The sequence below is a fragment of the Pseudomonas sp. GW822-FHT03F04 genome (assembly GCF_058801405.1).
Genome location: NZ_JBXANF010000004.1, coordinates 1 through 21,744, shown reverse-complemented (window position 1 = coordinate 21,744; position 21,744 = coordinate 1). Strand labels below are relative to the sequence as shown.

The 21,744-nt window shown below is 61.8% G+C and carries 20 protein-coding genes; 4 read left to right on the top strand and 16 right to left on the bottom strand.

The window, feature by feature from the left end:
• Positions 1-17 precede the first annotated feature (17 nt).
• Both adk and ppc read right to left on the bottom strand, forming a co-directional pair.
• Entirely contained in the window at positions 18-665 is a 648-nt protein-coding gene (adk, locus tag AC1RMX_RS09645) for an adenylate kinase (protein ID WP_096819653.1), read from the bottom strand.
• 299 nt (positions 666-964) lie between these two features.
• Positions 965-3,595 (bottom strand): phosphoenolpyruvate carboxylase, encoded by a 2,631-nt coding sequence (ppc, locus tag AC1RMX_RS09640; RefSeq protein WP_493071648.1) that lies wholly within the window; start codon positions 3,593-3,595, stop codon positions 965-967.
• Between the two features lie 214 nt (positions 3,596-3,809).
• Between ppc and AC1RMX_RS09635 the strand changes: the two genes are divergently transcribed.
• The 3 genes from AC1RMX_RS09635 (at position 3,810) to lptF (ending at position 5,677) form a co-directional block, all read left to right on the top strand.
• Complete coding sequence (locus AC1RMX_RS09635; protein ID WP_096819655.1) at positions 3,810-4,154, top strand: pilin assembly protein; 345 nt, start codon at positions 3,810-3,812, stop codon at positions 4,152-4,154.
• 274 nt (positions 4,155-4,428) lie between these two features.
• On the top strand, positions 4,429-4,833 hold the full coding sequence (locus tag AC1RMX_RS09630) for a DUF4398 domain-containing protein (RefSeq protein WP_102621443.1): 405 nt from the start codon (positions 4,429-4,431) through the stop codon (positions 4,831-4,833).
• Between the two features lie 55 nt (positions 4,834-4,888).
• Entirely contained in the window at positions 4,889-5,677 is a 789-nt protein-coding gene (gene lptF, locus AC1RMX_RS09625; protein WP_493071646.1) for a lipotoxin F family OmpA-related lipoprotein LptF, read from the top strand.
• A gap of 65 nt (positions 5,678-5,742) precedes the next feature.
• Here lptF and AC1RMX_RS09620 read toward each other — a convergent pair whose 3' ends face one another.
• The 14 genes from AC1RMX_RS09620 to AC1RMX_RS09555 all read right to left on the bottom strand — a co-directional run bounded on the left by AC1RMX_RS09620 (position 5,743) and on the right by AC1RMX_RS09555 (position 21,011).
• Positions 5,743-6,072, bottom strand: a complete 330-nt coding sequence (locus tag AC1RMX_RS09620; RefSeq protein ID WP_096819658.1) for a PA3694 family proteiin — start codon at positions 6,070-6,072, stop codon at positions 5,743-5,745.
• Positions 6,069-6,983, bottom strand: coding sequence for an alpha/beta hydrolase (locus AC1RMX_RS09615; RefSeq protein WP_493071644.1), 915 nt, complete (start codon positions 6,981-6,983; stop codon positions 6,069-6,071). Before AC1RMX_RS09615 ends, AC1RMX_RS09620 begins: the two co-directional genes overlap by 4 nt.
• A 58-nt stretch (positions 6,984-7,041) precedes the next feature.
• Positions 7,042-8,319 (bottom strand): flavohemoglobin expression-modulating QEGLA motif protein, encoded by a 1,278-nt coding sequence (locus AC1RMX_RS09610; RefSeq protein ID WP_102621445.1) that lies wholly within the window; start codon positions 8,317-8,319, stop codon positions 7,042-7,044.
• A gap of 33 nt (positions 8,320-8,352) precedes the next feature.
• Complete coding sequence (locus AC1RMX_RS09605; protein ID WP_096819661.1) at positions 8,353-8,907, bottom strand: hypothetical protein; 555 nt, start codon at positions 8,905-8,907, stop codon at positions 8,353-8,355.
• A gap of 46 nt (positions 8,908-8,953) precedes the next feature.
• On the bottom strand, positions 8,954-9,658 hold the full coding sequence (locus tag AC1RMX_RS09600; protein ID WP_096819676.1) for a TetR/AcrR family transcriptional regulator: 705 nt from the start codon (positions 9,656-9,658) through the stop codon (positions 8,954-8,956).
• Positions 9,659-9,776: 118 nt separating this feature from the next.
• A complete protein-coding gene (gene lysS / locus AC1RMX_RS09595; protein ID WP_096819662.1) occupies positions 9,777-11,279 on the bottom strand; it encodes a lysine--tRNA ligase in 1,503 nt (500 codons plus the stop codon).
• Positions 11,280-11,348: 69 nt separating this feature from the next.
• Positions 11,349-12,444, bottom strand: a protein-coding gene (gene prfB, locus AC1RMX_RS09590) for a peptide chain release factor 2 (protein ID WP_102621447.1) whose coding sequence is annotated in 2 segments (ribosomal slippage) — positions 11,349-12,371 and positions 12,373-12,444 — 1,095 coding nt in all. Because the reading frame shifts where the segments join, the coding sequence is not laid out codon by codon here.
• A 106-nt stretch (positions 12,445-12,550) separates the two neighbouring features.
• Positions 12,551-13,552 carry a diguanylate cyclase domain-containing protein gene (locus AC1RMX_RS09585; RefSeq protein WP_493071641.1) on the bottom strand — a complete coding sequence of 334 codons (1,002 nt, stop codon included), beginning with the start codon at positions 13,550-13,552 and terminating at the stop codon, positions 12,551-12,553.
• Between the two features lie 48 nt (positions 13,553-13,600).
• The gene (locus AC1RMX_RS09580; protein ID WP_493071639.1) at positions 13,601-14,611 is read right to left on the bottom strand and encodes a chemotaxis response regulator protein-glutamate methylesterase; all 1,011 of its coding nucleotides are present in this window, start codon (positions 14,609-14,611) and stop codon (positions 13,601-13,603) included.
• Positions 14,608-16,902, bottom strand: coding sequence for a hybrid sensor histidine kinase/response regulator (locus tag AC1RMX_RS09575; protein WP_493071637.1), 2,295 nt, complete (start codon positions 16,900-16,902; stop codon positions 14,608-14,610). The genes AC1RMX_RS09580 and AC1RMX_RS09575 overlap by 4 nt, the downstream gene beginning before the upstream one ends.
• Complete coding sequence (locus tag AC1RMX_RS09570) at positions 16,899-17,582, bottom strand: chemotaxis protein CheW (RefSeq protein ID WP_096819677.1); 684 nt, start codon at positions 17,580-17,582, stop codon at positions 16,899-16,901. The genes AC1RMX_RS09575 and AC1RMX_RS09570 overlap by 4 nt, the downstream gene beginning before the upstream one ends.
• Positions 17,579-18,856, bottom strand: coding sequence for a CheR family methyltransferase (locus AC1RMX_RS09565; protein WP_192559886.1), 1,278 nt, complete (start codon positions 18,854-18,856; stop codon positions 17,579-17,581). Before AC1RMX_RS09565 ends, AC1RMX_RS09570 begins: the two co-directional genes overlap by 4 nt.
• Positions 18,853-19,389 carry a chemotaxis protein CheW gene (locus AC1RMX_RS09560; RefSeq protein ID WP_096819668.1) on the bottom strand — a complete coding sequence of 179 codons (537 nt, stop codon included), beginning with the start codon at positions 19,387-19,389 and terminating at the stop codon, positions 18,853-18,855. Before AC1RMX_RS09560 ends, AC1RMX_RS09565 begins: the two co-directional genes overlap by 4 nt.
• Positions 19,389-21,011, bottom strand: coding sequence for a methyl-accepting chemotaxis protein (locus tag AC1RMX_RS09555; RefSeq protein ID WP_096819669.1), 1,623 nt, complete (start codon positions 21,009-21,011; stop codon positions 19,389-19,391). The genes AC1RMX_RS09560 and AC1RMX_RS09555 overlap by 1 nt, the downstream gene beginning before the upstream one ends.
• A gap of 527 nt (positions 21,012-21,538) precedes the next feature.
• Here AC1RMX_RS09555 and tssD point away from each other — a divergent pair.
• On the top strand, positions 21,539-21,744 hold a 206-nt coding region (gene tssD, locus AC1RMX_RS09550; RefSeq protein WP_130000166.1), incomplete at its 3' end, for a type VI secretion system tube protein TssD.

The window sequence follows — 21,744 nt, the reverse complement described above, 5'->3', positions numbered from 1 at the left end:
GCAGCGGATCAGGTTTTTCAGCTCAGCGCTTCAAGAACCTTGGCGGTGATCGCTTCAACCGAACCGACACCCGGGATATGGCTGTACTTCGGCTTGCCGTTGGCAGCCGACAGCTTCTGGTAGAAATCCACCAGCGGCTTGGTCTGCGAGTGGTAGACCGACAGGCGATGACGCACGGTTTCTTCGGTGTCGTCTTTGCGCTGCACCAGCTCTTCACCGGTGATGTCGTCTTTACCGGCAATTTTCGGCGGGTTGTAGACGATGTGGTACACGCGGCCGCTGGCCTCGTGAACGCGACGGCCAGCGATACGCTGAACGATTTCTTCGTCTTCAACGGCGATTTCAACCACGGCATCCAGCTCGACACCGGCAGTCACCAGCGCTTCAGCCTGAGGAATGGTGCGCGGGAAACCGTCGAACAGGAAACCGTTGGCGCAGTCAGCCTGAGCGATGCGGTCCTTGACCAGTGCGATGATCAGGTCATCCGACACCAGGCCGCCGGCATCCATGATGCTCTTGGCTTGAACGCCCAGCGGAGTGCCGGCCTTGACCGCAGCACGCAGCATGTCGCCGGTGGAGATTTGCGGGATGCCGAATTTCTCGGTGATGAACTTAGCCTGAGTACCTTTACCGGCCCCGGGAGCTCCCAGCAGAATGACGCGCATTAGATGTGCTCCTCAATTTTTTATAAAAAGCTTTTGCAAAACAACGGATTCGCCTCATGGGGCGAAATCCTGGAAATAGGGTCGTGACCGCCCAAACGGCCAGAGGCTGACCAAGATACACAGCAGGCTGCGCCCACACAAGACGCCAAAAGTCGGAGAAACCGGCGCCTGCCGCGACCTTGCGACGCGGTTCCCCAAGTCGCAACCCCATCATTAACTGTCGCCTGACCGCATTTTCCCCACGATCAATAAACGGCACCCGACGTTTGCCCCGGGTGCCCCGCCCCACGCAGAAAACCTTAGCCGGTATTTCGCAAACCGGCGGCAATCCCCGCCACAGACACCAGCAACGCCTGTTCCACCGGGCTGCCCTGCTCGACATTCTGCTGCCGCGAACGCGCCAGCAGCTCAGCCTGCAATAGATGCAGCGGGTCGAGATAGGTGTTGCGCAGACGGATGAATTCGAGGGTGTCCGGGCTATGTGCCAGCAGTTGCGACTGACCGGTCAGGCCGAGGACCACGGAACATGCCTGCGACAATAGGTCGCGTAAGTGCACACCCAAAGGTAACAAGTCCGACTCAACCAGTCGCTCGTCGTAGGACAGCGCAATGTCGGCGTCAGCCTTGGCCAGCACCATCTCCAGCATGTCGATGCGCGTACGGAAAAACGGCCACTGCTCGCGCATCTGCCCCAGCAATTCGCCTTCGCCACGCGCCAGCGCCTTGCTCAACGCGGTTTCCCAGCCGAGCCAGGCCGGCAGCATCAGGCGGGTCTGGGTCCAGCCGAAGATCCACGGAATCGCCCGCAGGCTTTCGATACCACCGGCGCGGCGCTTGGCTGGACGGCTGCCCAACGGCAAACGTCCCAACTCCTGCTCCGGCGTTGACTGGCGGAAATACTCGACGAATTGTGGGTTTTCCCGCACCACGGCACGGTAAGCGGCGACACCGTCGGCGGCCAATTCGTCCATCAGATGTCGCCATTCCGGCGTCGGCGGCGGCGGTGGCAGCAAGGTCGCTTCGAGCACGGCAGCCAGATAGAGATTGAGGTTTTGTTCGGCGATGTCAGGCAGGCCGAATTTGAATCGAATCATTTCCCCCTGCTCGGTGGTGCGGAAACGCCCGGCCACCGAACCCGGCGGCTGCGACAGGATCGCCGCGTGAGCCGGGCCACCACCGCGGCCCACGGTGCCACCGCGACCGTGGAACAGCAGCAGTTCGACTTGCTGCTCGCGGCAGATTTCCACCAGCCGTTCCTGCGCCCGATATTGCGCCCAGGCCGCCGCGGTGGTGCCGGCATCCTTGGCCGAGTCGGAATAGCCGATCATCACTTCCTGCGGGCCTTGCAGACGCGCGCGATAACCCGGCAGCAGCAACAGGCGCTCGATCACCGGGCCGGCGTTGTCGAGGTCGGCGAGGGTTTCGAACAGCGGCACCACGCGCATCGGCCGCAGTACGCCGGACTCTTTCAGCAACAGTTGCACCGCCAATACATCGGAGGCAGCGCCGGCCATGGAGATCACGTAGGAGCCCAGCGAAGCGCCCGGCGCGGCAGCGATTTCCTTGCAGGTGGCTAGCACTTCGGCAGTGTCCGCCGAGGGTTTGAAATGCGCCGGCAGCAACGGCCGACGGTTTTGCAGTTCGCGGGTCAGGAAGCTGATGCGTTGTTCTTCGTCCCAGTCTTCATAGCGACCGAGGCCGAGGTAATCGGTGATTTCGGTCATGGCCGCGCTGTGTCGCGACGAATCCTGACGTACGTCGAGGCGCACCAGGAACAGGCCGAAGGTCACGGCCCGGCGCAAGCAATCGAGCAACGGCCCGTCAGCGATCACGCCCATGCCGCACTCGTGCAGCGAGTGGTAGCACAGCTCCAGCGGATCGAGCAGGTCGCGGTTGTTGTGCAGCACATCCGCCGGGGCCGGAGTGTTCGCCGCCAGCGATGCATGAGCCCAGTTGCGCGTAGCGCGCAGGCGTTCACGCAATTGCTTGAGCACGGCGCGATAGGGTTCGGCGCTGTCGCCGGCCTTGGCCTTGAGCGCTTCGCTGGCCTGTTGCATCGACAGTTCAGCCGCCAGGTGATCGACATCGCGCAAATACAAATCTGCTGCCATCCAGCGCGCCAGCAACAGTACTTCGCGAGTCACCGCAGCGGTGACATTCGGGTTGCCGTCACGGTCGCCGCCCATCCACGACGCGAAGCGGATCGGCGCAGCCTCCAGCGGCAAACGCAGGCCCGTGGCGGCGAACAGTGCCTGATCGGCCTTGCGCATATGGTTGGGAATCGCCTGCCACAGCGAGTGCTCGATCACTGCAAAACCCCACTTGGCCTCGTCCACCGGGGTCGGCCGGGTGCGGCGGATTTCTTCGGTGTGCCAGGCTTCGGCGATCAAACGTTGCAGGGTGTTCTGGATCTGCTCGCGCTCGGCGCTGGTCAGGTCGCGGTGATCCTGGGCCGCCAGTTGCGCGGCGATCGCGTCGTACTTCTGGATCAGCGTGCGCCGGGCCACTTCGGTCGGGTGCGCGGTCAGCACCAGCTCGATCTCCAGTCGCGACAGTTGCCGTGCAAGGGAATCGGCGCTGTGCCCTTCCTCGCGCAAACGGGCGAGCAATTCCGGCAGCACCCGGGACTCGAACGGCGCGGCCTGCGACTCTTCGCGACGATGGATGAGCTGGTACTGCTCGGCGATGTTCGCCAGGTTGAGAAACTGGTTGAACGCCCGCGCCACCGGGAGCAATTCGTCTTCGCTCAACTGATTGAGGCTGGCGCTGAGTTCAGCGTCCATCGAGCCGCGTCGGTCAGCCTTGGCGCCCTTGCGAATCTGCTCGATCTTGTCGAGAAACGCCTCGCCGTACTGGTCACGAATGGTGTTGCCCAACAGCTCACCGAGCAGGTGAACGTCTTCGCGCAAGCGTGCATCAATATCGGTCATCAGCATCTCTCCAGCAGTAATCGGTGACGGATCGCAAGTGAGTGGATGAACAGAGAGTGCCGCTCTGGGACGCTTCTTACAAGCAGACGACGAAGGGACTTTAAACCTTGCGCTCTGAAGCTAGTCTCAACAGTAAGCCCCACAACGGCTTGCCGCCGGCTGACGGCGGACACTCACCCAGACCTGCCACGAGCAGGTGCGACATGAGGTCATTATGAAAATCCGTGAACTCGCCCAGCATTGGGAAGAAACCGCCAAGGGTCGTCTGACCGAGACCGGCTACACGATTCATCTGGATGTGGAAGCGGCCGCACGGCTGGCCGCGATTGCCGAGATGTACCCCAAACGCCACGCCGAAGAACTGCTCGGCGAGCTGATCGGCGCCGCCCTCGAAGAGTTCGAAGCGAGCCTGCCGTATGTCAAAGGTTCGACCGTGGTCGCGACCGATGAGGAAGGTGATCCGCTGTATGAAGACGTCGGCCCGACGCCGCGTTTTCTCGCGTTGTCGCGGCGTCATCTGCACGATTTATCGGCCGCCGTCGGTAAGCAGAAACACTGATTCCTCCTGCCTCTTTTCTCCCTTGAACAGCCCTGTCCCCGAGCCTGAAATGGCTCGGGGATACCGCTGCGCGCGTCCAAAGTTCCCGGTTTAGAGCCCTGTCCATTCGGTCAGAATATTTTTTGGCGATGAGCCATCTTTTCTGAACTTTTAAAAAAAGCCTTCGGTCGGAACAGGTAACCACGCCTGGAACGAGCGTTTCAAAACGCACTTGCACATGACGGTTGCGGCTCCGCTACCAGGATGGATTTCGAAGCTTTCAAGGAGTTAACCAATGGAGTTGAAGACCATGAAGACCCAAACCTCGTTCTCCCACCTGCGCGGTCTGAAACTGGCCGCTCTCGCCATCGGCACCAGCTTCGTGCTGGCCGGTTGCGCCGGCAATCCACCGACCGAGCAGTACGCCGTCACCCAATCGGCGGTCAACAGCGCGGTCAGCGCCGGCGGTACCGAATTCGCCGCCGTGGAAATGAAGCAGGCACAGGACAAGCTCAAACAAGCCGAAATCGCCATGCACGACAAGAAGTATGACGAGGCTCGCACACTGTCCGAGCAGGCCGAGTGGGACGCTCGCGTAGCAGAACGCAAGGCTCAGGCGGCCAAGGCTGAACTGGCTGTGAAGGATGCCCAGAAAGGTGTTCAGGAACTGCGTCAGGAAAGTCAGCGCACCGTGCAATAAGCGCGCATCCCGACTGCAAGGCTGAATCTCTTACCGATAGAAAGGACGAACGATTATGCGTAAACAACTGATGATCCCCGCTCTGCTGGCCGCAAGTGTTGCCCTGGCTGCCTGCTCGACGCCGCCGAACCCGAACCTGGAACAGGCGCGCACCAACTACGCCGGTCTGCAGGCCAACCCGCAGGCGAGCAAAGTGGCCGCACTGGAAACCAAGGACGCCAGCGATTACCTGGACAAGGCTGACAAGGCCTATCTGGACAAGGAAAACGCGTCCAAGGTTGACCAACTGGCCTACCTGACCAACCAGCGCGTGGAAGTGGCCAAGCAGACCATCGCCCTGCGCACCGCTGAAAACAACCTGAAGAACGCCTCCGCCCAACGTGCCCAGGCACGTCTGGATGCCCGCGATCAACAGATCAAGCAGTTGCAGGACAGCCTCAACGCCAAGCAGACCGATCGCGGTACGCTGGTGACCTTCGGTGACGTGCTGTTCGCCACCAACAAGGCTGACCTGAAATCCAGCGGCCTGGTGAACATCAACAAACTGGCGCAATTCCTTCAGGAAAACCCTGATCGCAAAGTGATTGTCGAGGGCTACACCGACAGCACCGGCGCGACGAACTACAACCAGTCGCTGTCCGAGCGTCGTGCGACTTCGGTGCAGGTGGCGCTGATCAAAATGGGCGTCGATCCGTCGCGTATCGTGGTGCAGGGTTATGGCAAGGAATACCCGGTGGCGGATAACGGCAGCGTCTCGGGCCGTGCGATGAACCGTCGGGTGGAAGTGACCATTTCCAACGATAACCAGCCGGTAATTCCGCGTTCGGCTGTCAGCTCGAACTAAGCGTCACGCGGTAACGAAAAAGCCCCGTCTGAGTTGATCAGGCGGGGCTTTTGTTTGCCGCAGGCTTACTCTTCCAGCTTCTGCGGGGTCTCCTGGCCCATGCAGCGCACAGCCTTTTTCTGGCCGTTGATCAACACCCCGGTCAGGCCTTTCTGTTCGGTGTCGAACAGCACCAGCACGCCATCGATGCATTGCGCCACTTGCGGCGCCGGGTCCAGAGAGACTTTGTAGTCTTCGCCGGGAATGGTCTTGAGCATGGTGAATTCGTTGAGCAGCAACGCATCCTCGGGTTTGGCGAAGTGCAGGTAGCCGTAGTACCACAGGGCACCGACAGTGCCGAGGATGCTGCAGATACCGGTGATGATCAGCGGGATGGCGTTACGTTCTTCACTCATTGCGGACTCTCTGGTGGTTCAGCTTCAGAATTCTGGGGAGGCGGATAATTCGGGATCTCGCCGAGGCGGCGCAGGCCGTTGAAGTGCTCGGGATCGTCGAGGTAGCGCAGCATCACCTGGCGCCACACCGGGTCGCCGAAGGTCTGCACATGGCCACCGCGGGTCAGTTGCAGCACGCGCGGTGGCGGCGCAGCTTGATACAGACGGATGCCGTTGGAAAGGGGCACCAGCGGATCGTCGAGGCTGTGGAAGATCAGTTTCGGCACACCGTTAAGTTGCGGCATCGCATTGATCGCGCTGTCACCGTCCGGCACCAGCCACGACAGCGGCACCTGAAATGGCCAGGTCATCCATGAGGTGCTGAGGGCGTATTGGCCGACGCTGCGGTAACTGGCGGGCACGCCGTCGAGCACCAGCGCCTTGAGCTGTTTTTGTCTTTCCGGATGTTGTACCAGCCAATGCACGGCCATCGAGCCGCCGAGGCTCTGGCCCAGCAACACCAGCGGTTTGCCTCTGACTTCCGGCGCCTTGTCCAGCCAGGAGAACGCGGCGTCGATGTCCTGATAGATCGCCGGCAGGCTCGGCTCGCCCTCGGACAAGCCGTAACCGCGATAGTCCACCAGCAACACTTGATAGCCGTTTTTCGGCAACCACCAGCTCCCACCCAGGTGCATCGGCAGGTTGCCGCCGTTGCCGTGCAGGTGCAGCACCGTGCCCTTGACCTCGACACCGGGTTTGGCCGGCAGCCACCAGGCGTTCAGCTTGAGGCCGTCGGCGGTGGTCAGGGTGACGGTGCGGTATTCGAGTTTGGCCTTTTCCGGCGTGAAGATCTGACCCGGCTCGGGGTAGAACAGCAAAGAGCTGCAACCGCCGAGGGTCAGGAGCAGGCAGAAGATGCCGAGGATTCTCATCCGTTGAAACCTCGCGAAATTCGGGTTCCCACGCACCGCGTGGGAACGTTCAAGGGGGCTACAGGATGTTCGAGTAATCGGCCTCGATCCGGTCCAGGCTCAAGTGATTGAGGAAGTTGGAGAAGCACATCCACGCCGACAACGCGTTCATGTCGCGGAACTGGTCCGGCAGATACTTCGGCGGTACCACCAGGCCTTCGTCCACCAGCTGACGCAGGGTTCGCATGTCCTCAAGGGTTGTCTTGCCGCAGAACAACAGCGGGATCTGCTCAAGCTTGCCCTTGCGCACGGCCAACTGAATGTAGTTGTAAACCATGATGAAGCCCTTGAGGTAGGACAAGTCTTTGGTGAATGGCAGACCGGTCGGCGTCGATCCCCGGAAAACCCGACTGGCATTGCCATAGCTTTCGGCCATTTCAAAGCCCTGCTCGCGGAAGAACTCGAAGATCTGCAGGAAGTCAGCACCCTCCTCGACCATATGAATGGCGCGGGTGCGGTTGGTCAGTTTGCGCAAGCGGCTCGGGTAGGAGGCGAAGGTGATGATTTCCATCAGGATCGCCAGGCCTTCCTGAGTCACGGTCGACGAGGGCGGGCCCTTGGACAGGAAGGTGCAGATCGGCTGGTTCAGACCGTTGAGCGTGGTGCCGACGTGCACCAGGCCTTCGTGGACTTCCAGCGCGCGCACATCGCGGTCGTTGAACATCGCGTCGGTGCGGATCTTGATGTAGTCGGCGCCCGCCGCCGCGTCGGCGACGATCCCGTCGGACTCGAACACGCGGATGGTTTCCTCGGCCTCGCCGAACACCTTGTTCAGGCGGGTTTGCAGCAGGTGCACGGCATCCTTGGCGGTGAGGATCTTCGGTTCGTCCTTCAGGTCGCCACGGCCGTCGATGTTGTTCAGGTAGTCCGACATCATCAGGCCAAGGTCGGCCAGGGTCGGGTCACCGGCGTGGAACGCATCGGACGCAGCGCCGTACAGTTCCTGGGAAATCAGGCCGAAATCCTCGGTGCCACGCGCTTCGAGCATGCGCACCACCATCCGGTATTCCTTGCACATGCGACGCATGATCTGGCCGACCGGGTTGAACTGGCCGAGCTGGCGGGTGATGTCGCGCTCGATGTTCTGGAATTCCAGCTTCACCTTGCTCGAATCGAAAGACAGCGGCCGGTTGAGGTAGTAGTCGCGATCCACCGCCGGCAATTCCTTGCCCTTGGCCTTGAGAAAACCCTTGCGGATGTTCTCGTCCCACTTGACTGCGTCAAGGACGCGAATCGGCGTCTGCGCCAGCACAATGCGATCGGACAGCGTGCGTATCGTCTGCTGGTAATCGTCCACCCGAAACTCCTGTAGAAAACGTGACGAACTGAATTATTTGGCCTTGGCCTGATGCTGGTAGCGCGCCGCTTCGACGAAAACGTCGGAATTGGCCGGGTCGTCGAGGTAAGCAAAGACCTTTTCGAGAGCGCTGTCGACTTGCACGCCCTCGCCGTCATCGGTCTGGAAGCCCTGGCCGTCGAGGCTTTTCTGCGCGATGGCCTGGTTGATCTGTTCGAGATCGAGGTTGTAGATCACCAGTTCGTGCTTATCGGTAATCTCGAAACCGGCGATGGTGAAGTGCCCGCCATACTGCGCCGGCACCTTCGCCGACAGATACCAGCGGTTGCCATGGCGTGACACGGTGAATGGATAGGCTTCGCGCTCGCGGGGTCTGGCCTTGAAGTACGCGACCGCCTGATAGCGGTCGTTGCCCAGGCGCGTCAGTTCCAGGTTCATCGGTTCGCCCCAGGCGTTGGTGCTCGACCATTGGCCGAGCAGGCCCTTGGGCGCCGGCTCACTGGCGGGCAGCGGCTCCTTGAAGGTCACCAGACAACCGCTGAGCAGCAGGAACGACAGCGCGATCAACGCGCCACGCCAGGCTTTCATTCAACACTCCCTATGAACCGAACTCGCCACCGGACCTGTGGGAGCGTTACATCGACGCCAGCACCAGATGCATATAGCGGGTCAGAATGCCGAGCATGTCCTCTTCGGCCAAAGGCTCGGCGTCGTTGAGCAGGCCCTGATATTCCATCCGTCCGATAATCGCCGTCAACACCTTGGCATCCTGCTGCGGCTCGCGTGAGCCCAGCACCTGGAACAACTGGCAGGTGCCCTGCAACAGAATCTGCTGGTGGGAGCGCACCAATACCGCCAGACGCGGGTTGAGCAGCGCTTCCTGACGAAAAGCCTGTTCGGCCATCAAGTGCTCGCGGCGATTGACCAGTTGCCGGTGCACGTAGTCAGCCATCAACCGGGCGATATCGTCCGCCAGCTGCGAGCGCGACTCCGGGCTGCCGTCGCCGCTGACCACCATTTCGCGCAGCAGACCTTCGTTGTTGATCCACAACTTGGCCATGTAGGCCGCGCTGCGTTCAACGTATTGGGCGAAGGTATCGGTGAGCAGGTCATCGATATCCTTGAAGTAATAGGTGGTCGCCGACAACGGCACACCGGCTTCGGCCGCCACCGCACGGTGGCGCACGGCACGCACGCCGTCGCGCACGACAATGCGCATCGCCGCATCGAGAATGTCCTGCCGACGCTGCTCGCTGCCCTGTCGGCTGGCCTTGCGGCCCTGGTACTGAACACTTTCAGCGACCGCAGTGGCGATTCCCGCTGCACCCTCTTGAGCCATTGCACCGATCACGACAGGCATACCTCTGTTGTTTTCTTCAAAATTAACCATTTGATACGTTTGTACCAGACAGGCAATAAAAAGCCGCCCATTTCAGGCGGCTTTTTTATTGAAACACTTACGCTTGTGGCCGCATGTGCGGGAACAGGATCACGTCGCGGATCGACGGCGAGTTGGTCAGCAACATCACCAGACGGTCGATACCGATACCTTCACCGGCCGTTGGCGGCATGCCGTACTCCAGCGCGCGAACGAAGTCGGCGTCGTAGTGCATGGCTTCGTCGTCGCCGGCGTCCTTGTCGGCCACCTGCGCCATGAAGCGTTCGGCCTGGTCTTCCGCGTCGTTCAACTCGGAGTAGGCGTTGGCGATTTCACGGCCGCCGATGAACAGCTCGAAGCGGTCGGTGACGTTCGGGTTGTCATCGTTGCGACGGGCCAGCGGCGACACTTCGAACGGGTACTGAGTGATGAAGTGCGGCTGCTCCAGCTTGTGCTCGACCAGTTCTTCGAAAATCATCACCTGCAGCTTGCCCAGACCTTCGAAGCCCAGCACCTTGGCACCGGCCTTCTTGGCAATGGCGCGAGCCTTGTCGATGTCGTTCAGGTCATCGGCGGTCAGCTCAGGGTTGTACTTGAGGATCGAATCGAACACCGACAGGCGCACGAACGGCTCGCCGAAGTGGAACACCTTGTCGCCGTACGGCACGTCGGTGCTGCCCAGAACCAGCTGCGCCAGTTCACGGAACAGTTCTTCGGTCAGGTCCATGTTGTCTTCGTAGTCGGCGTAAGCCTGGTAGAACTCCAACATGGTGAATTCAGGGTTGTGACGAGTCGAAACGCCTTCGTTACGGAAGTTGCGGTTGATCTCGAACACTTTCTCGAAGCCACCAACCACCAGACGCTTGAGGTACAGCTCTGGCGCGATACGCAGGAACATTTCCATGTCCAGCGCGTTGTGGTGGGTTTCGAACGGCTTGGCCGCAGCGCCGCCAGGAATGGTCTGCAGCATCGGCGTTTCGACTTCGAGGAAGTCGCGCTTCATCAGGAAGCTGCGGATGTGCGCAATCACTTGCGAACGCACGCGGAAGGTCTGACGCACGTCTTCGTTGACGATCAGGTCAACGTAGCGCTGACGGTAGCGCTGTTCGGTGTCGGTCAGGCCGTGGTGCTTGTCCGGCAGCGGGCGCAGGGATTTGGTCAGCAGGCGCACGCTGGTCATCTCGACGTACAGGTCGCCCTTGCCGGAACGGGCCAGGGTGCCTTCGGCGGCGATGATGTCGCCCATGTCCCAGGTTTTCACCGCGGCCAGGGTGTCTTCGGACAGGGTCTTGCGGTTGACGTAGACCTGGATGCGACCGGTCATGTCCTGGATCACCATGAACGAGCCACGGTTGAGCATGATGCGACCCGCAACCTTGACCGGGATCGCAGCCTCTGCCAGCTCTTCCTTGGTCTTGTCCGCGTACTGTTTCTGCAGTGCTTCGCAGTAGTTTTCGCGGCGGAAGTCGTTCGGGAAGGCATTGCCCTTGGCGCGCTCGGCAGCAAGCTTTTCCTTGCGCAGGGCGATCAGGGAGTTTTCTTCCTGTTGCAGGGCTTGCGGATCGAGTTGTTGGTCGCTCATGTCTTTAAATATTCCATCACAGGTTCGTTGCCCCCGCCGATGGCGGGGGACTTGAGGTCGGGTGAAAGCTTACAGCCCCGATTTCAGGCTGGCTTCCAGGTATTCGTCGATGTCGCCGTCGAGCACCTTGTCGCAATCGCTGCGTTCGATGTTGGTGCGCAGATCCTTGATCCGCGACGCATCGAGCACGTACGAACGGATCTGGTGACCCCAGCCGATATCCGACTTGGTGTCTTCCAGCGCCTGGGACGCCGCGTTGCGCTTCTGCATTTCCTGCTCGTACAACTTGGCCCGCAGCATTTTCATGGCGGTGTCCTTGTTCGCGTGCTGGGAACGTTCGTTCTGGCAGCTGACCACGGTGTTGGTCGGTACGTGGGTGATACGTACGGCCGAGTCGGTGGTGTTTACGTGCTGACCACCGGCACCGGAGGAACGATAGGTGTCGATCCGCAGGTCTGCCGGGTTGATTTCGATTTCCACCTTGTCGTCGATCTCTGGCGAGACGAACACCGCGGAGAACGAGGTGTGGCGACGGTTGCCGGAGTCGAACGGGCTCTTGCGCACCAGACGGTGCACGCCGATCTCGGTCCGCAGCCAGCCAAAGGCGTATTCGCCCTTGATGTGCACGGTGGCGCCCTTGATCCCGGCGACTTCACCGGCCGACAGCTCCATGATGGTCGCGTCGAAACCGCGTTTGTCGGCCCAGCGCAGGTACATGCGCAGCAGGATGTTGGCCCAGTCCTGGGCTTCGGTGCCGCCGGAACCGGCCTGGATGTCCAGGTAGGCGTTGTTCGGGTCCATCTCGTGGCTGAACATACGGCGGAATTCGAGCTTGGACAGGGACTCTTCCAGACCTTGAAGGACTTCGACGACGTCGTTGACCGCACCCTCGTCGTTCTCTTCAACGGCCATGTCCAGCAGCTCGCGGCAATCGGCCAGGCCACCGTTCAGTTCGTCGAGGGTGTCGACGATCTGCGCCAGCGCAGCGCGCTCGCGGCCCAGTTCCTGGGCGTATTCAGGTTTGTTCCAGACTGCAGGATCTTCAAGCTCGCGATTGACTTCGATCAGACGCTCATGCTTTTGATCGTAGTCAAAGATACCCCCGAATAGTTTCGGAGCGCTCGGACAGGTCCTTGATGGTGTTCAGGATCGGGTTGATTTCCATGACGGGCAGCACTCGTTGGCGAACTTTTGAAAGCCGGCGAGTATAACGTAATCAAGCTGTCACGGCAGCCCGTCTGGCGGCTCTTGAGGCGAATGAACCCGATGGTTCATTCGATCCTCACCTGATTGCGCCCATTGTTCTTCGCCAGATACAAACCGCGGTCCGCCGCCGAGATCAGCAACCGGCAGTCGCTGCCCGCCTCCGGCACCATCGTCGCCAGGCCGATGCTGATGGTCAGGCTCGAACCTTCGCTCGGGGCATTGTGCGGAATCTTCAGTGCCGCCACGGTCTGGCGCAGCTTCTCCGCCACCAGTCGCGCCCCGCCCGGCGAGGTGTTGGGCAGCACCAGCGCAAACTCTTCGCCGCCATAACGCGCCGGCAGGTCGGACGGCCGGGCGCTGGCCTCGCGGATCGCCGTGGCGACCTTGCGCAGGGCTTCGTCGCCTTCGACGTGGCCGAATGTGTCGTTGTAGGACTTGAAGTAGTCGACGTCGATCATCAGCAGCGACAACTGACTCTGGTCACGCAGCGAACGGCGCCATTCCAGCTCCAGGTATTCGTCGAAGTGCCGGCGGTTGGACAGCCCGGTCAGGCCGTCGGAGTTCATCAGCCGCTGCAAGACGAGGTTGGTGTCGAGCAATTGCTGCTGGCTGACCCGCAACGCGCGATAGGCCGCGTCCCGTTGCAGCAGGGTCATGTAGGAGCGCGAGTGATAACGGATGCGCGCCACCAGTTCGATGTTGTCCGGCAGCTTCACCAGGTAATCGTTGGCCCCGGCCGAAAACGCCGCACTCTTGATCAGCGGGTCTTCCTTGGTCGACAGGACGATGATCGGAATGTCCTTGGTCGCCGGGTGATTGCGGTATTCGCGCACCAGGCTCAGGCCATCGAGGCCGGGCATCACCAGATCCTGCAGGATCACCGTCGGTTTGATCCGCACCGCGTGAGCCACGGCCTGATGCGGGTCGGAGCAGAAGTGGAAGTCGATGTTCTCTTCATTCGACAGCCCACGGCGCACGGCTTCGCCGATCATCGCCTGATCGTCCACCAACAACACCATGGCGGCGTTCTCGTCGGTTTTGATGTCATCGATCTGTAAGTCATTCATGGGCGGTCACCTGAGTGCTGCGGGGGCCAGGATTGCGGATGGACGTGTTCATTTGGGGAAAATCTCCAGCAATCGTGGCGCTATCTTTTCCAGTGGACGGATTTCTACGGCTGCATCAATGGCCGCGGCGGCCTTGGGCATGCCGTACACCGCACTGCTTTGCTGATCCTGCGCGATGGTCAGGTAACCCTGTTGGCGCATGAGCTTAAGCCCTTGAGCCCCGTCGCGTCCCATCCCGGTCAATAAAACCCCTACGGCGTCACCGTTCCAGTAGTTGGCGACGCTTTCGAAAAACACGTCGATCGAGGGGCGGTAGATTTCGTTGACCGGCTCGGCGGTGTAGGCCAGCGTGCCGTTCTTGAGTAATCGGATGTGATGATTGGTGCCGGCCAGCAACACCGCGCCGGCCTGCGGCGGCTCGCCTTCCCGGGCCAGGCGCACGTCCAGGCCGCTGGCGCTGGCCAGCCATTCGGCCATGCCGGCGGCGAACACCTGATCGACATGCTGCACCAGCACGATGGCCGCGGAAAAGTTGCGCGGCAGGCCTTTGAGCAAAACCTCCAGCGCCGCCGGTCCACCGGCTGACGAACCGATCGCCACCAGCCGCTGGCACGACCCGGAATTGCGCGGCGTCGTCTGGGCCGGGCGGGCGCGAGCGGTTTTCTCGCCGATCAGCCAGCCGATATTCAGAATCTTGCGCAACAGCGGCGCCGCTGCCTGCTGGGCGTTGCCGGCGCCAAGGGCCGGCGTGTCGACCACGTCCAGCGCGCCGTGGCCCATGGCTTCGAACACCCGGTGCACGTTCTGCTGGCGGTCAACGGTAACGATGACAATCGCGCACGGGCTCTCGGCCATGATTCGCCGGGTGGCTTCGACGTCATCCATCACCGGCATGATCAGATCCATCAGGATCAGGTCCGGGGTGTTTTCCGCGCACAGGCGCACCGCTTCGGCGCCATTGCTGGCGACCCACACCACCTGATGCGCCGGCTCGAAGGCCAGCGCCCGGCGCAGGGCCTCCACCGCCAAAGGCATGTCGTTGACGATTGCGATTTTCATGCCCGCGCTCCTCCGATGAGCTCAACCACCGCGTCGAGCAGGGCGTCGTCATGAAAACTGGCCTTGGCTAAATAATAGTCGGCTCCGGCGTCCAGTCCACGGCGCCGGTCTTCCTCGCGATCCTTGTAGGACACCACCATCACCGGCAGCGATTGCAGACGGTTGTCGCGGCGCAACAGCGAGACCAGTTCGATGCCGTCCATGCGCGGCATGTCGATGTCGGTGATCAGCAGGTCGAAGTCCTCGGAGCGCAGGGCGTTCCAGCCGTCCATGCCGTCCACCGCAACGGCCACGTCATAGCCGCGATTGAGCAACAGCTTGCGTTGCAACTCGCGCACGGTCAGCGAATCGTCGACCACCAGAATCCGTTTGCGCGCCGCTTCTGCGGCCTGATGGCCGTGGCGGGCAATGCGCTCCAGACGCCCGGTGTTGAGCAGTTTGTCCACCGAACGCAGCATGTCTTCGACATCGACGATCAGCACCACCGAGCCATCGTCGAGCAGAGCGCCGGCGGAAATGTCCTGCACCTTGCCCAGTCGCTCGTCCAGCGGCAGCACCACCAGCGTGCGCTCGCCGATGAAACGCTCGACCGCCACGCCATAGATCGCGTCGCGCTCGCGGATCACCACGACTTTCAGGGTATCGCCGCTGTTCTGGCTGGCCGGACGCTGCAATAACTGACTGGCCGCGACGAGCCCGACATGGCGGCCCTCGTGCCAGAAATGCTGGCGCCCTTCGACCTGCACGATGTCGTCCGGTGCCAGGTCGCACATGCGCTCGATGTGGGCCAGCGGGAAGGCGTAGGCCTCATCGCCGACCTCCACCACCAGACTGCGCACCACCGACAGGGTCAGCGGCACTTCGAGATGGAAGCGGCTGCCCTCGCCTGCCGTCTGCTCCAGCACCACCGCGCCGCGCAACTGGCGGACCATGTGCTGAACGGCATCGAGGCCGACGCCACGGCCGGACACTTCGGTGACCTTGTCGCGCAGGCTGAAACCCGGCAGGAACAGGAACGTCAGCAGTTCTTCTTCGCTCAACTGGGCGGCGGTTTCGGCGGGTGACAACTGACGTTCGACGATGCTGCGGCGGACCTTTTCCAGATCCACGCCGTTGCCGTCGTCGCTCAGTTCCAGCACCAGCAGCCCGGCCTGGTGTGAGGCGCGCAGGCGGATCAGCCCTTCTTCGGGCTTGCCTTTGAGCAGGCGCTCTTCCGGCGTTTCGATGCCGTGATCGACCGCGTTGCGCAGCAGGTGCGTCAGCGGTGCTTCGAGCTTTTCCAACACATCGCGGTCGACCTGGGTTTTCTCGCCTTCAATCTCCAGTCGTACCTGTTTGCCGAGACTGCGACCGAGGTCGCGCACCATCCGCACCTGACCGGACAGCACATCGGCGAACGGCCGCATGCGGCAAGCCAGCGCGGTGTCGTAGAGCACTTGCGCGCGCTGGCTCGCTTGCCAGGCAAACTCGTCGAGCTCGGCGTTTTTTTCTGCCAGCAACTGCTGGGATTCGGCGAGCAAACGCCGCGCATCTTCCAGCGCTTCCTGGGCCTCAAGGCTCAGGGCATGCTCCTTGAGATGCACATTGAGACTTTCCAGCGCCCGCAGACCGTTGTTCTGCATGCGCTTGAGGCGCTGCATCGTGGCCAGATGCGGTTTGAGACGCTGGGTTTCCACCAGGGATTTGCTCGACAGATCGAGCAGGCTGTTCAGGCGCTCGGCAGTAACCCGCAGAACCCGCTCGCCACCCTCGGTGGTGCGCTTGCTCTTGCGCGGTGCGGGTTCTGGCTCGGCAGTTTCGACGGGGATTTCAACCGGCGTCGGCTCAACTACTGGAGGTGGCTGAAGCTGCAACTCGGCCATCGGCGGCGCGCTCGGAGCGACGGGTACCACTGCCGGCGCAGCCGGATCGAGCAAACTGCCCATCAACGCCACATACGCCTCGATGTCCGCCGGTTGCGGGCCGTTGGCCGGCGTGGCAATGCGCATCAGCAAGTCGGTGCCCTGCAACAACGCGTCGATGTGTTCCGGGCGCAGGAACAGCCGCCCTTCCTGCGCACTGACCAGACAATCTTCCATTACGTGGGCGACGCTGACGCCGCTGTCGATGCCGACAATCCGCGCCGCACCTTTCAACGAATGCGCCGCCCGCATGCACGACTCGAGCTGATCGGCCTGGGTCGGGTTGCGTTCCAACGCCAGCAGCCCGGCGCTGAGCACCAGGGTCTGGGCTTCGGCTTCGAGGCTGAACAGCTCCAGCAGGGAGGCGTCGCGCATTTGCTCGGGGGTCATGTGAGGCTCCGGGTCACGGCGGACAGCAGCTGTTCTTCATCCAGCCAACGCAGGCTGCGACCTTTGAAAGGCAGCACGCCTCGGGTGTATTTCGCACTGGCCTGCGCCCCGGAACGCGACGCGGCATCGAGGATTCGCTCGTCGATGGCGTGAATCCCGTCGACTTCGTCCACCGGCACCACCACCGGCCCGCCCTGGGCCGCGATGATCAGCATGCGCGGCATGATCCGTGCGCCCGTCGCCGGGGCGGCGTTGCTGTCGAGGTCGAGCAGTTCGACCAGCGACAGGCACGCCACCAGCGCACCGCGCACGTTCGCCACGCCGAGCAAGGCCCGGGAGCGCTGATGCGGCAGAGAGTGAATCGCCTGCAACGGCGCGACCTCCACCAGACTGCGGGTGGCCAGGCCGAGCCATTCTTCGCCGAGGCGGAACATCAGCAGCGAACGGGTTTTCAGCTCGGTCTCAACCTGGATCGCCACCGGATCGCGTTCGTCCTGCTGCAGCGCATAGCGGTCGAGCAGGCGCGTGGCGGCGGCGGAATACACCGAGCAATTGCGGCAGTGAATGTGTTCTTCCAGCAGCGGGCAGGACTTGTCGCCGTGGATGCCGATGCGATTCCAGCAATCGTCGATGGCCCGGGCGTCTTCGTGGGTGACGTTCAAGGTGTCGGACGGGATCATCGTTTACGCTCACTGTCGGCGGTGCGGCCGCTGCGGGCGGCGCGCTCCTGCAATCGTCGGGCACCGGCCGTGTCGCCCTGGGCCTGCAGCAACCCGGCCAAGTGCATCAAGGCTTCGGCGTGTTGCGGCTCGAGGTACAAAGCCTTGCGGTAAAAACCCTGGGCTTCGAGAGCACTGCCGGCAACATCGCTGAGCAGGCCAAGCCAGTAAAACACCTGGGCCACCGGCTCATGGCTGCGCAAATACTGTTCGCACGCAGCGCGGGCTTCGGCGCTTTTGCCTTCGTTGGCCAGGGCGGCGATGTTGGCCAGCAGGGTCGTGGCGTCGGGATTCGGGCTTTTGACGGTGGCGGGCAACGGTGTCACAGCGGCAAACGGCCGGTTGCGCACGGGCGGCGGTGGCGCGCTGCGCACCGGCTGGCGCACGGGCAACGGTGTCGGGATGGCGACCGGCATTGGCAATGGTTCGGGTTGTGGATCGCTGTGGCGACTGAACGCGAAAGACTGCGGAATCCCGATCGAGCGCATGCCCAGCCGTCCGAGCAGGCTGCCCTCAGCCGGGCCGATAAACAGCACGCCATCCACATGGGTCAGGCGCTTAAGCACGGCGAACACCTGTTGCTGGGTCGGTTGATCGAAATAGATCAGCAGGTTGCGACAGAACACGAAATCAAACGGTGGCTCGCTGGCCAGCAGCGTCGGATCCAGCACATTGCCGACCTGTAAACGCACCTGTTCGCGCACGTATTCATTCAGGCGATAGCCTTCGTCCTCCGGCATGAAATGCCGTTCGCGGAACGCCAGTTCCTGGCCGCGAAACGAGTTCTTGCCGTACAGCGCCCGTTGCGCCTTGTCCACCGACAAGGGGCTGACATCCATGCCATCGACCTTGAACTGATGGGGCTTGAGGCCCGCATCGAGCAACGCCATGGCAATTGAATAAGGTTCTTCACCAGTGGAGCACGGCAGGCTGAGAATGCGCAGCGCACGCATGTTGTTCAGCTCGGCCAGGCGCTTGCGCGCCAGTTTGCCCAAGGTGGCGAAGGATTCCGGGTAACGGAAAAACCAGGTCTCGGGGACGATCACTGCCTCGATCAGCGCTTGCTGTTCGTCCCGCGAACCTTGCAGCGCTTGCCAGTACTCATCGGCCGTGACCATCTGCGACAGGATGATGCGCTGGCGCACCGCCCGCTCGATGATCGCCGGCCCTACCGAAGCAACGTCGAGACCGATGCGTTCCTTGAGGAAATCGAAGAAGCGCTGGTCGCTGCTCATGGCTGCTCCTCAAGCCGCGCCGGGTCCAACGGCGGCGTCGGGAACAGCAACGGGCGCACCGTCTCATCCAACAGATCATTGACCCGAACCCATTGCACCAGTCCGCGAGCATCTTCACGCACCGGGCCCAAATACGGCGCCTGACGATTGTCGAGGCCGTACGGCTGGAAATCATCCGGGTTGCAACGCAGGGTGTCGGTGGCCTGCTCGAGGATCAGCCCAAGCCATTGCGACGGCTGAGAGTCATCCGCGCGGTAATGCACCAGCACCAGCCGTGTGCTGGTGCGCGCCTCGGCGGGGTGACCGAACGTCAGGGCGCTGAGGTCGATTACCGGCACCACCGAACCGCGATAGGCGAACACCCCCGCCACCCAGTGCGGCGCCCGGGCAATCGGCTTCAACGGCAGGCGCGGCAACACTTCCGCCACTTCCGTGGCACGCAGGGCGTAGCGTTCGCTGCCGATGCGAAACAGCAGGAACAACGCCTGCTTCGCCACCGGGGCAGCGCTGCGTTTGGCGGTGATTTCGCTCATCAGACTTTGAATCGCGAAACGCCGCTGCGCAGGCCCACGGCCACCTGACTCAGTTCGTCGATGGCGAAACTGGCCTGACGCAACGACTCGACGGTCTGGCTGCTGGCATCACCCAGTTGCACCAGCGCATGGTTGATCTGCTCGGCGCCGGTGGCCTGGGCCTGCATGCCTTCGTTGACCATCAACACCCGCGGCGCCAGCGCCTGCACCTGATGGATGATCTGCGACAGCTGCTCGCCCACCTGCTGGACCTCGGACATGCCGCGACGCACTTCCTCGGAGAACTTGTCCATGCCCATCACCCCGGCCGACACCGCCGACTGGATCTCGCGAACCATCTGTTCGATGTCATAAGTAGCGACAGCCGTCTGATCCGCCAGACGCCGCACTTCGGTGGCGACCACGGCGAAACCGCGACCGTACTCACCGGCCTTCTCCGCTTCGATCGCGGCGTTCAGGGACAACAGGTTGGTCTGGTCGGCGACCTTGACGATGGTCACAACTACCTGATTGATGTTGCCGGCCTTCTCGTTGAGGATCGCCAGTTTGGCGTTCACCAGGTCCGCCGCGCCCATCACCGAGTGCATGGTGTCTTCCATGCGCGCCAGGCCTTGTTGCCCGGAACCGGCCAGCACCGAGGCCTGATCGGCGGCGGTAGACACTTCGGTCATGGTGCGCACGAGGTCACGGGAGGTCGCCGCGATCTCGCGGGACGTCGCGCCGATTTCGGTCGTGGTGGCGGCGGTTTCGGTGGCGGTCGCCTGTTGTTGCTTGGACGTAGCGGCGATCTCGGTCACCGACGTGGTGACCTGCACCGACGAGCGCTGGGCCTGGGACACCAGCGAGGTGAGCTCGGTCATCATGTCGTTGAAGCCGGTTTCCACGGCGCCGAACTCATCCTTGCGCTCAAGGTTCAAGCGGCTGCTCAGGTCGCCGGTACGCATGACTTCGAGGATCTGCACGATGCGGTTCATCGGCGCCATGATCGCGCGCATCAGCAACAGACCGCAGAAACCGGCAGCCAGCACGGCCACCAGCAGCGAGACAAACATGCTGACCTTGGCTGCCGCCACCGCGTCGTCGATGTTGGCCATGGCCTGGTCGGCGACTTTCTTGTTCTCGCCAATGATGTCGTTGAGCTTCATACGCCCGCCGACCCAGGCCGGGGTCAGCTTCTCGTTGAACAGCTTGACCGCATCGGCTTCCAGATTGCGCTTGTGCAGATCCAGCACGGCGTCCTGGATCTTCATGTAGTTGTCGTGATCCTTTTCAAACGCGGCGAACTCGATCCGGTCCTCGTCGGTGGTCACGGTGTTGCGGTAGTTGGCCATCTGCTCCTGGAGACGTTTCTCGAAGGACTGGTAGTCCGCCGCGTCTTCACTGCTGACGCCCTGCCCTTCTTTCAGCCCCAGCAACTCCTGGGTCTGCAGATAGCTGTCGACCCACGCGCCGCGGATCATCGAGCTGTAATAGACGCCGGGAATCGCGTCGTCACGGACGCTGTTTTCACTGGCTTCGATCTTCAGCAGCCGAGAATACGAGACGACCACCATCAGCAACATGATGGCGATAATCACCGCAAAGCTCGCCAAAATGCGTTGGCGCAACGTCCAGTTCTTCACAGTCAGTCCTCGGGGCCAGATCGAAATTGCGGGGGAGTATAGCTGAGGGCGGTGTTTCATTTATAAGACGGTTTGCCGCGCTCAAGCCTACCGGTGTTAAACGGGGTGGGCTCTGGATAGGGACTTTCAAGCAATCGGAGGGCGGCGTGCCAGTGACGCAATGGCAAAAAGGGGCGATGGATTGGCCATTTCGGTTTTAGATGATCTGGCGACATAGTAGCCATGTGCCATGGTGCGCAACTTCTTGCGCACTTGATTCGCAAAATCGCCGCCCGATATCGCTACAGCCCCCGAGTACCGTCGCCTGTAGCCGAGTGCGCAACTTCTTGCGCAGTACTGCGCAAGAAGTTGCGCACTTTTGGCCTTAATTTGGCATGAAACATCTTGAAACATGCACTTAACAGCAGTTTTGCCCCCGTATCACGGAGACTTTGGCAAAGCTGGCACGGTCCTTGATATAGCTTTGGCACCCACCGGGCGATTTCGCCTCCCGGGCACCCTAACTTTATCCGCAAGGAGCACCTCCCATGGCAACACCAGCGTACATGTCGGTTACCGGCGAAAAACAAGGCCTGATCACTGCCGGCGCCTTCACCGCCGACTCCGTTGGCAACACCTACCAGGAAGGCCACGAAGACCAGGTTATGGTTCAGGCTTTCACCCACGACGTGATCATCCCGCGTGACCCACAATCCGGTCAGCCAACCGGTCAGCGCGTGCACAAGCCAGTCGT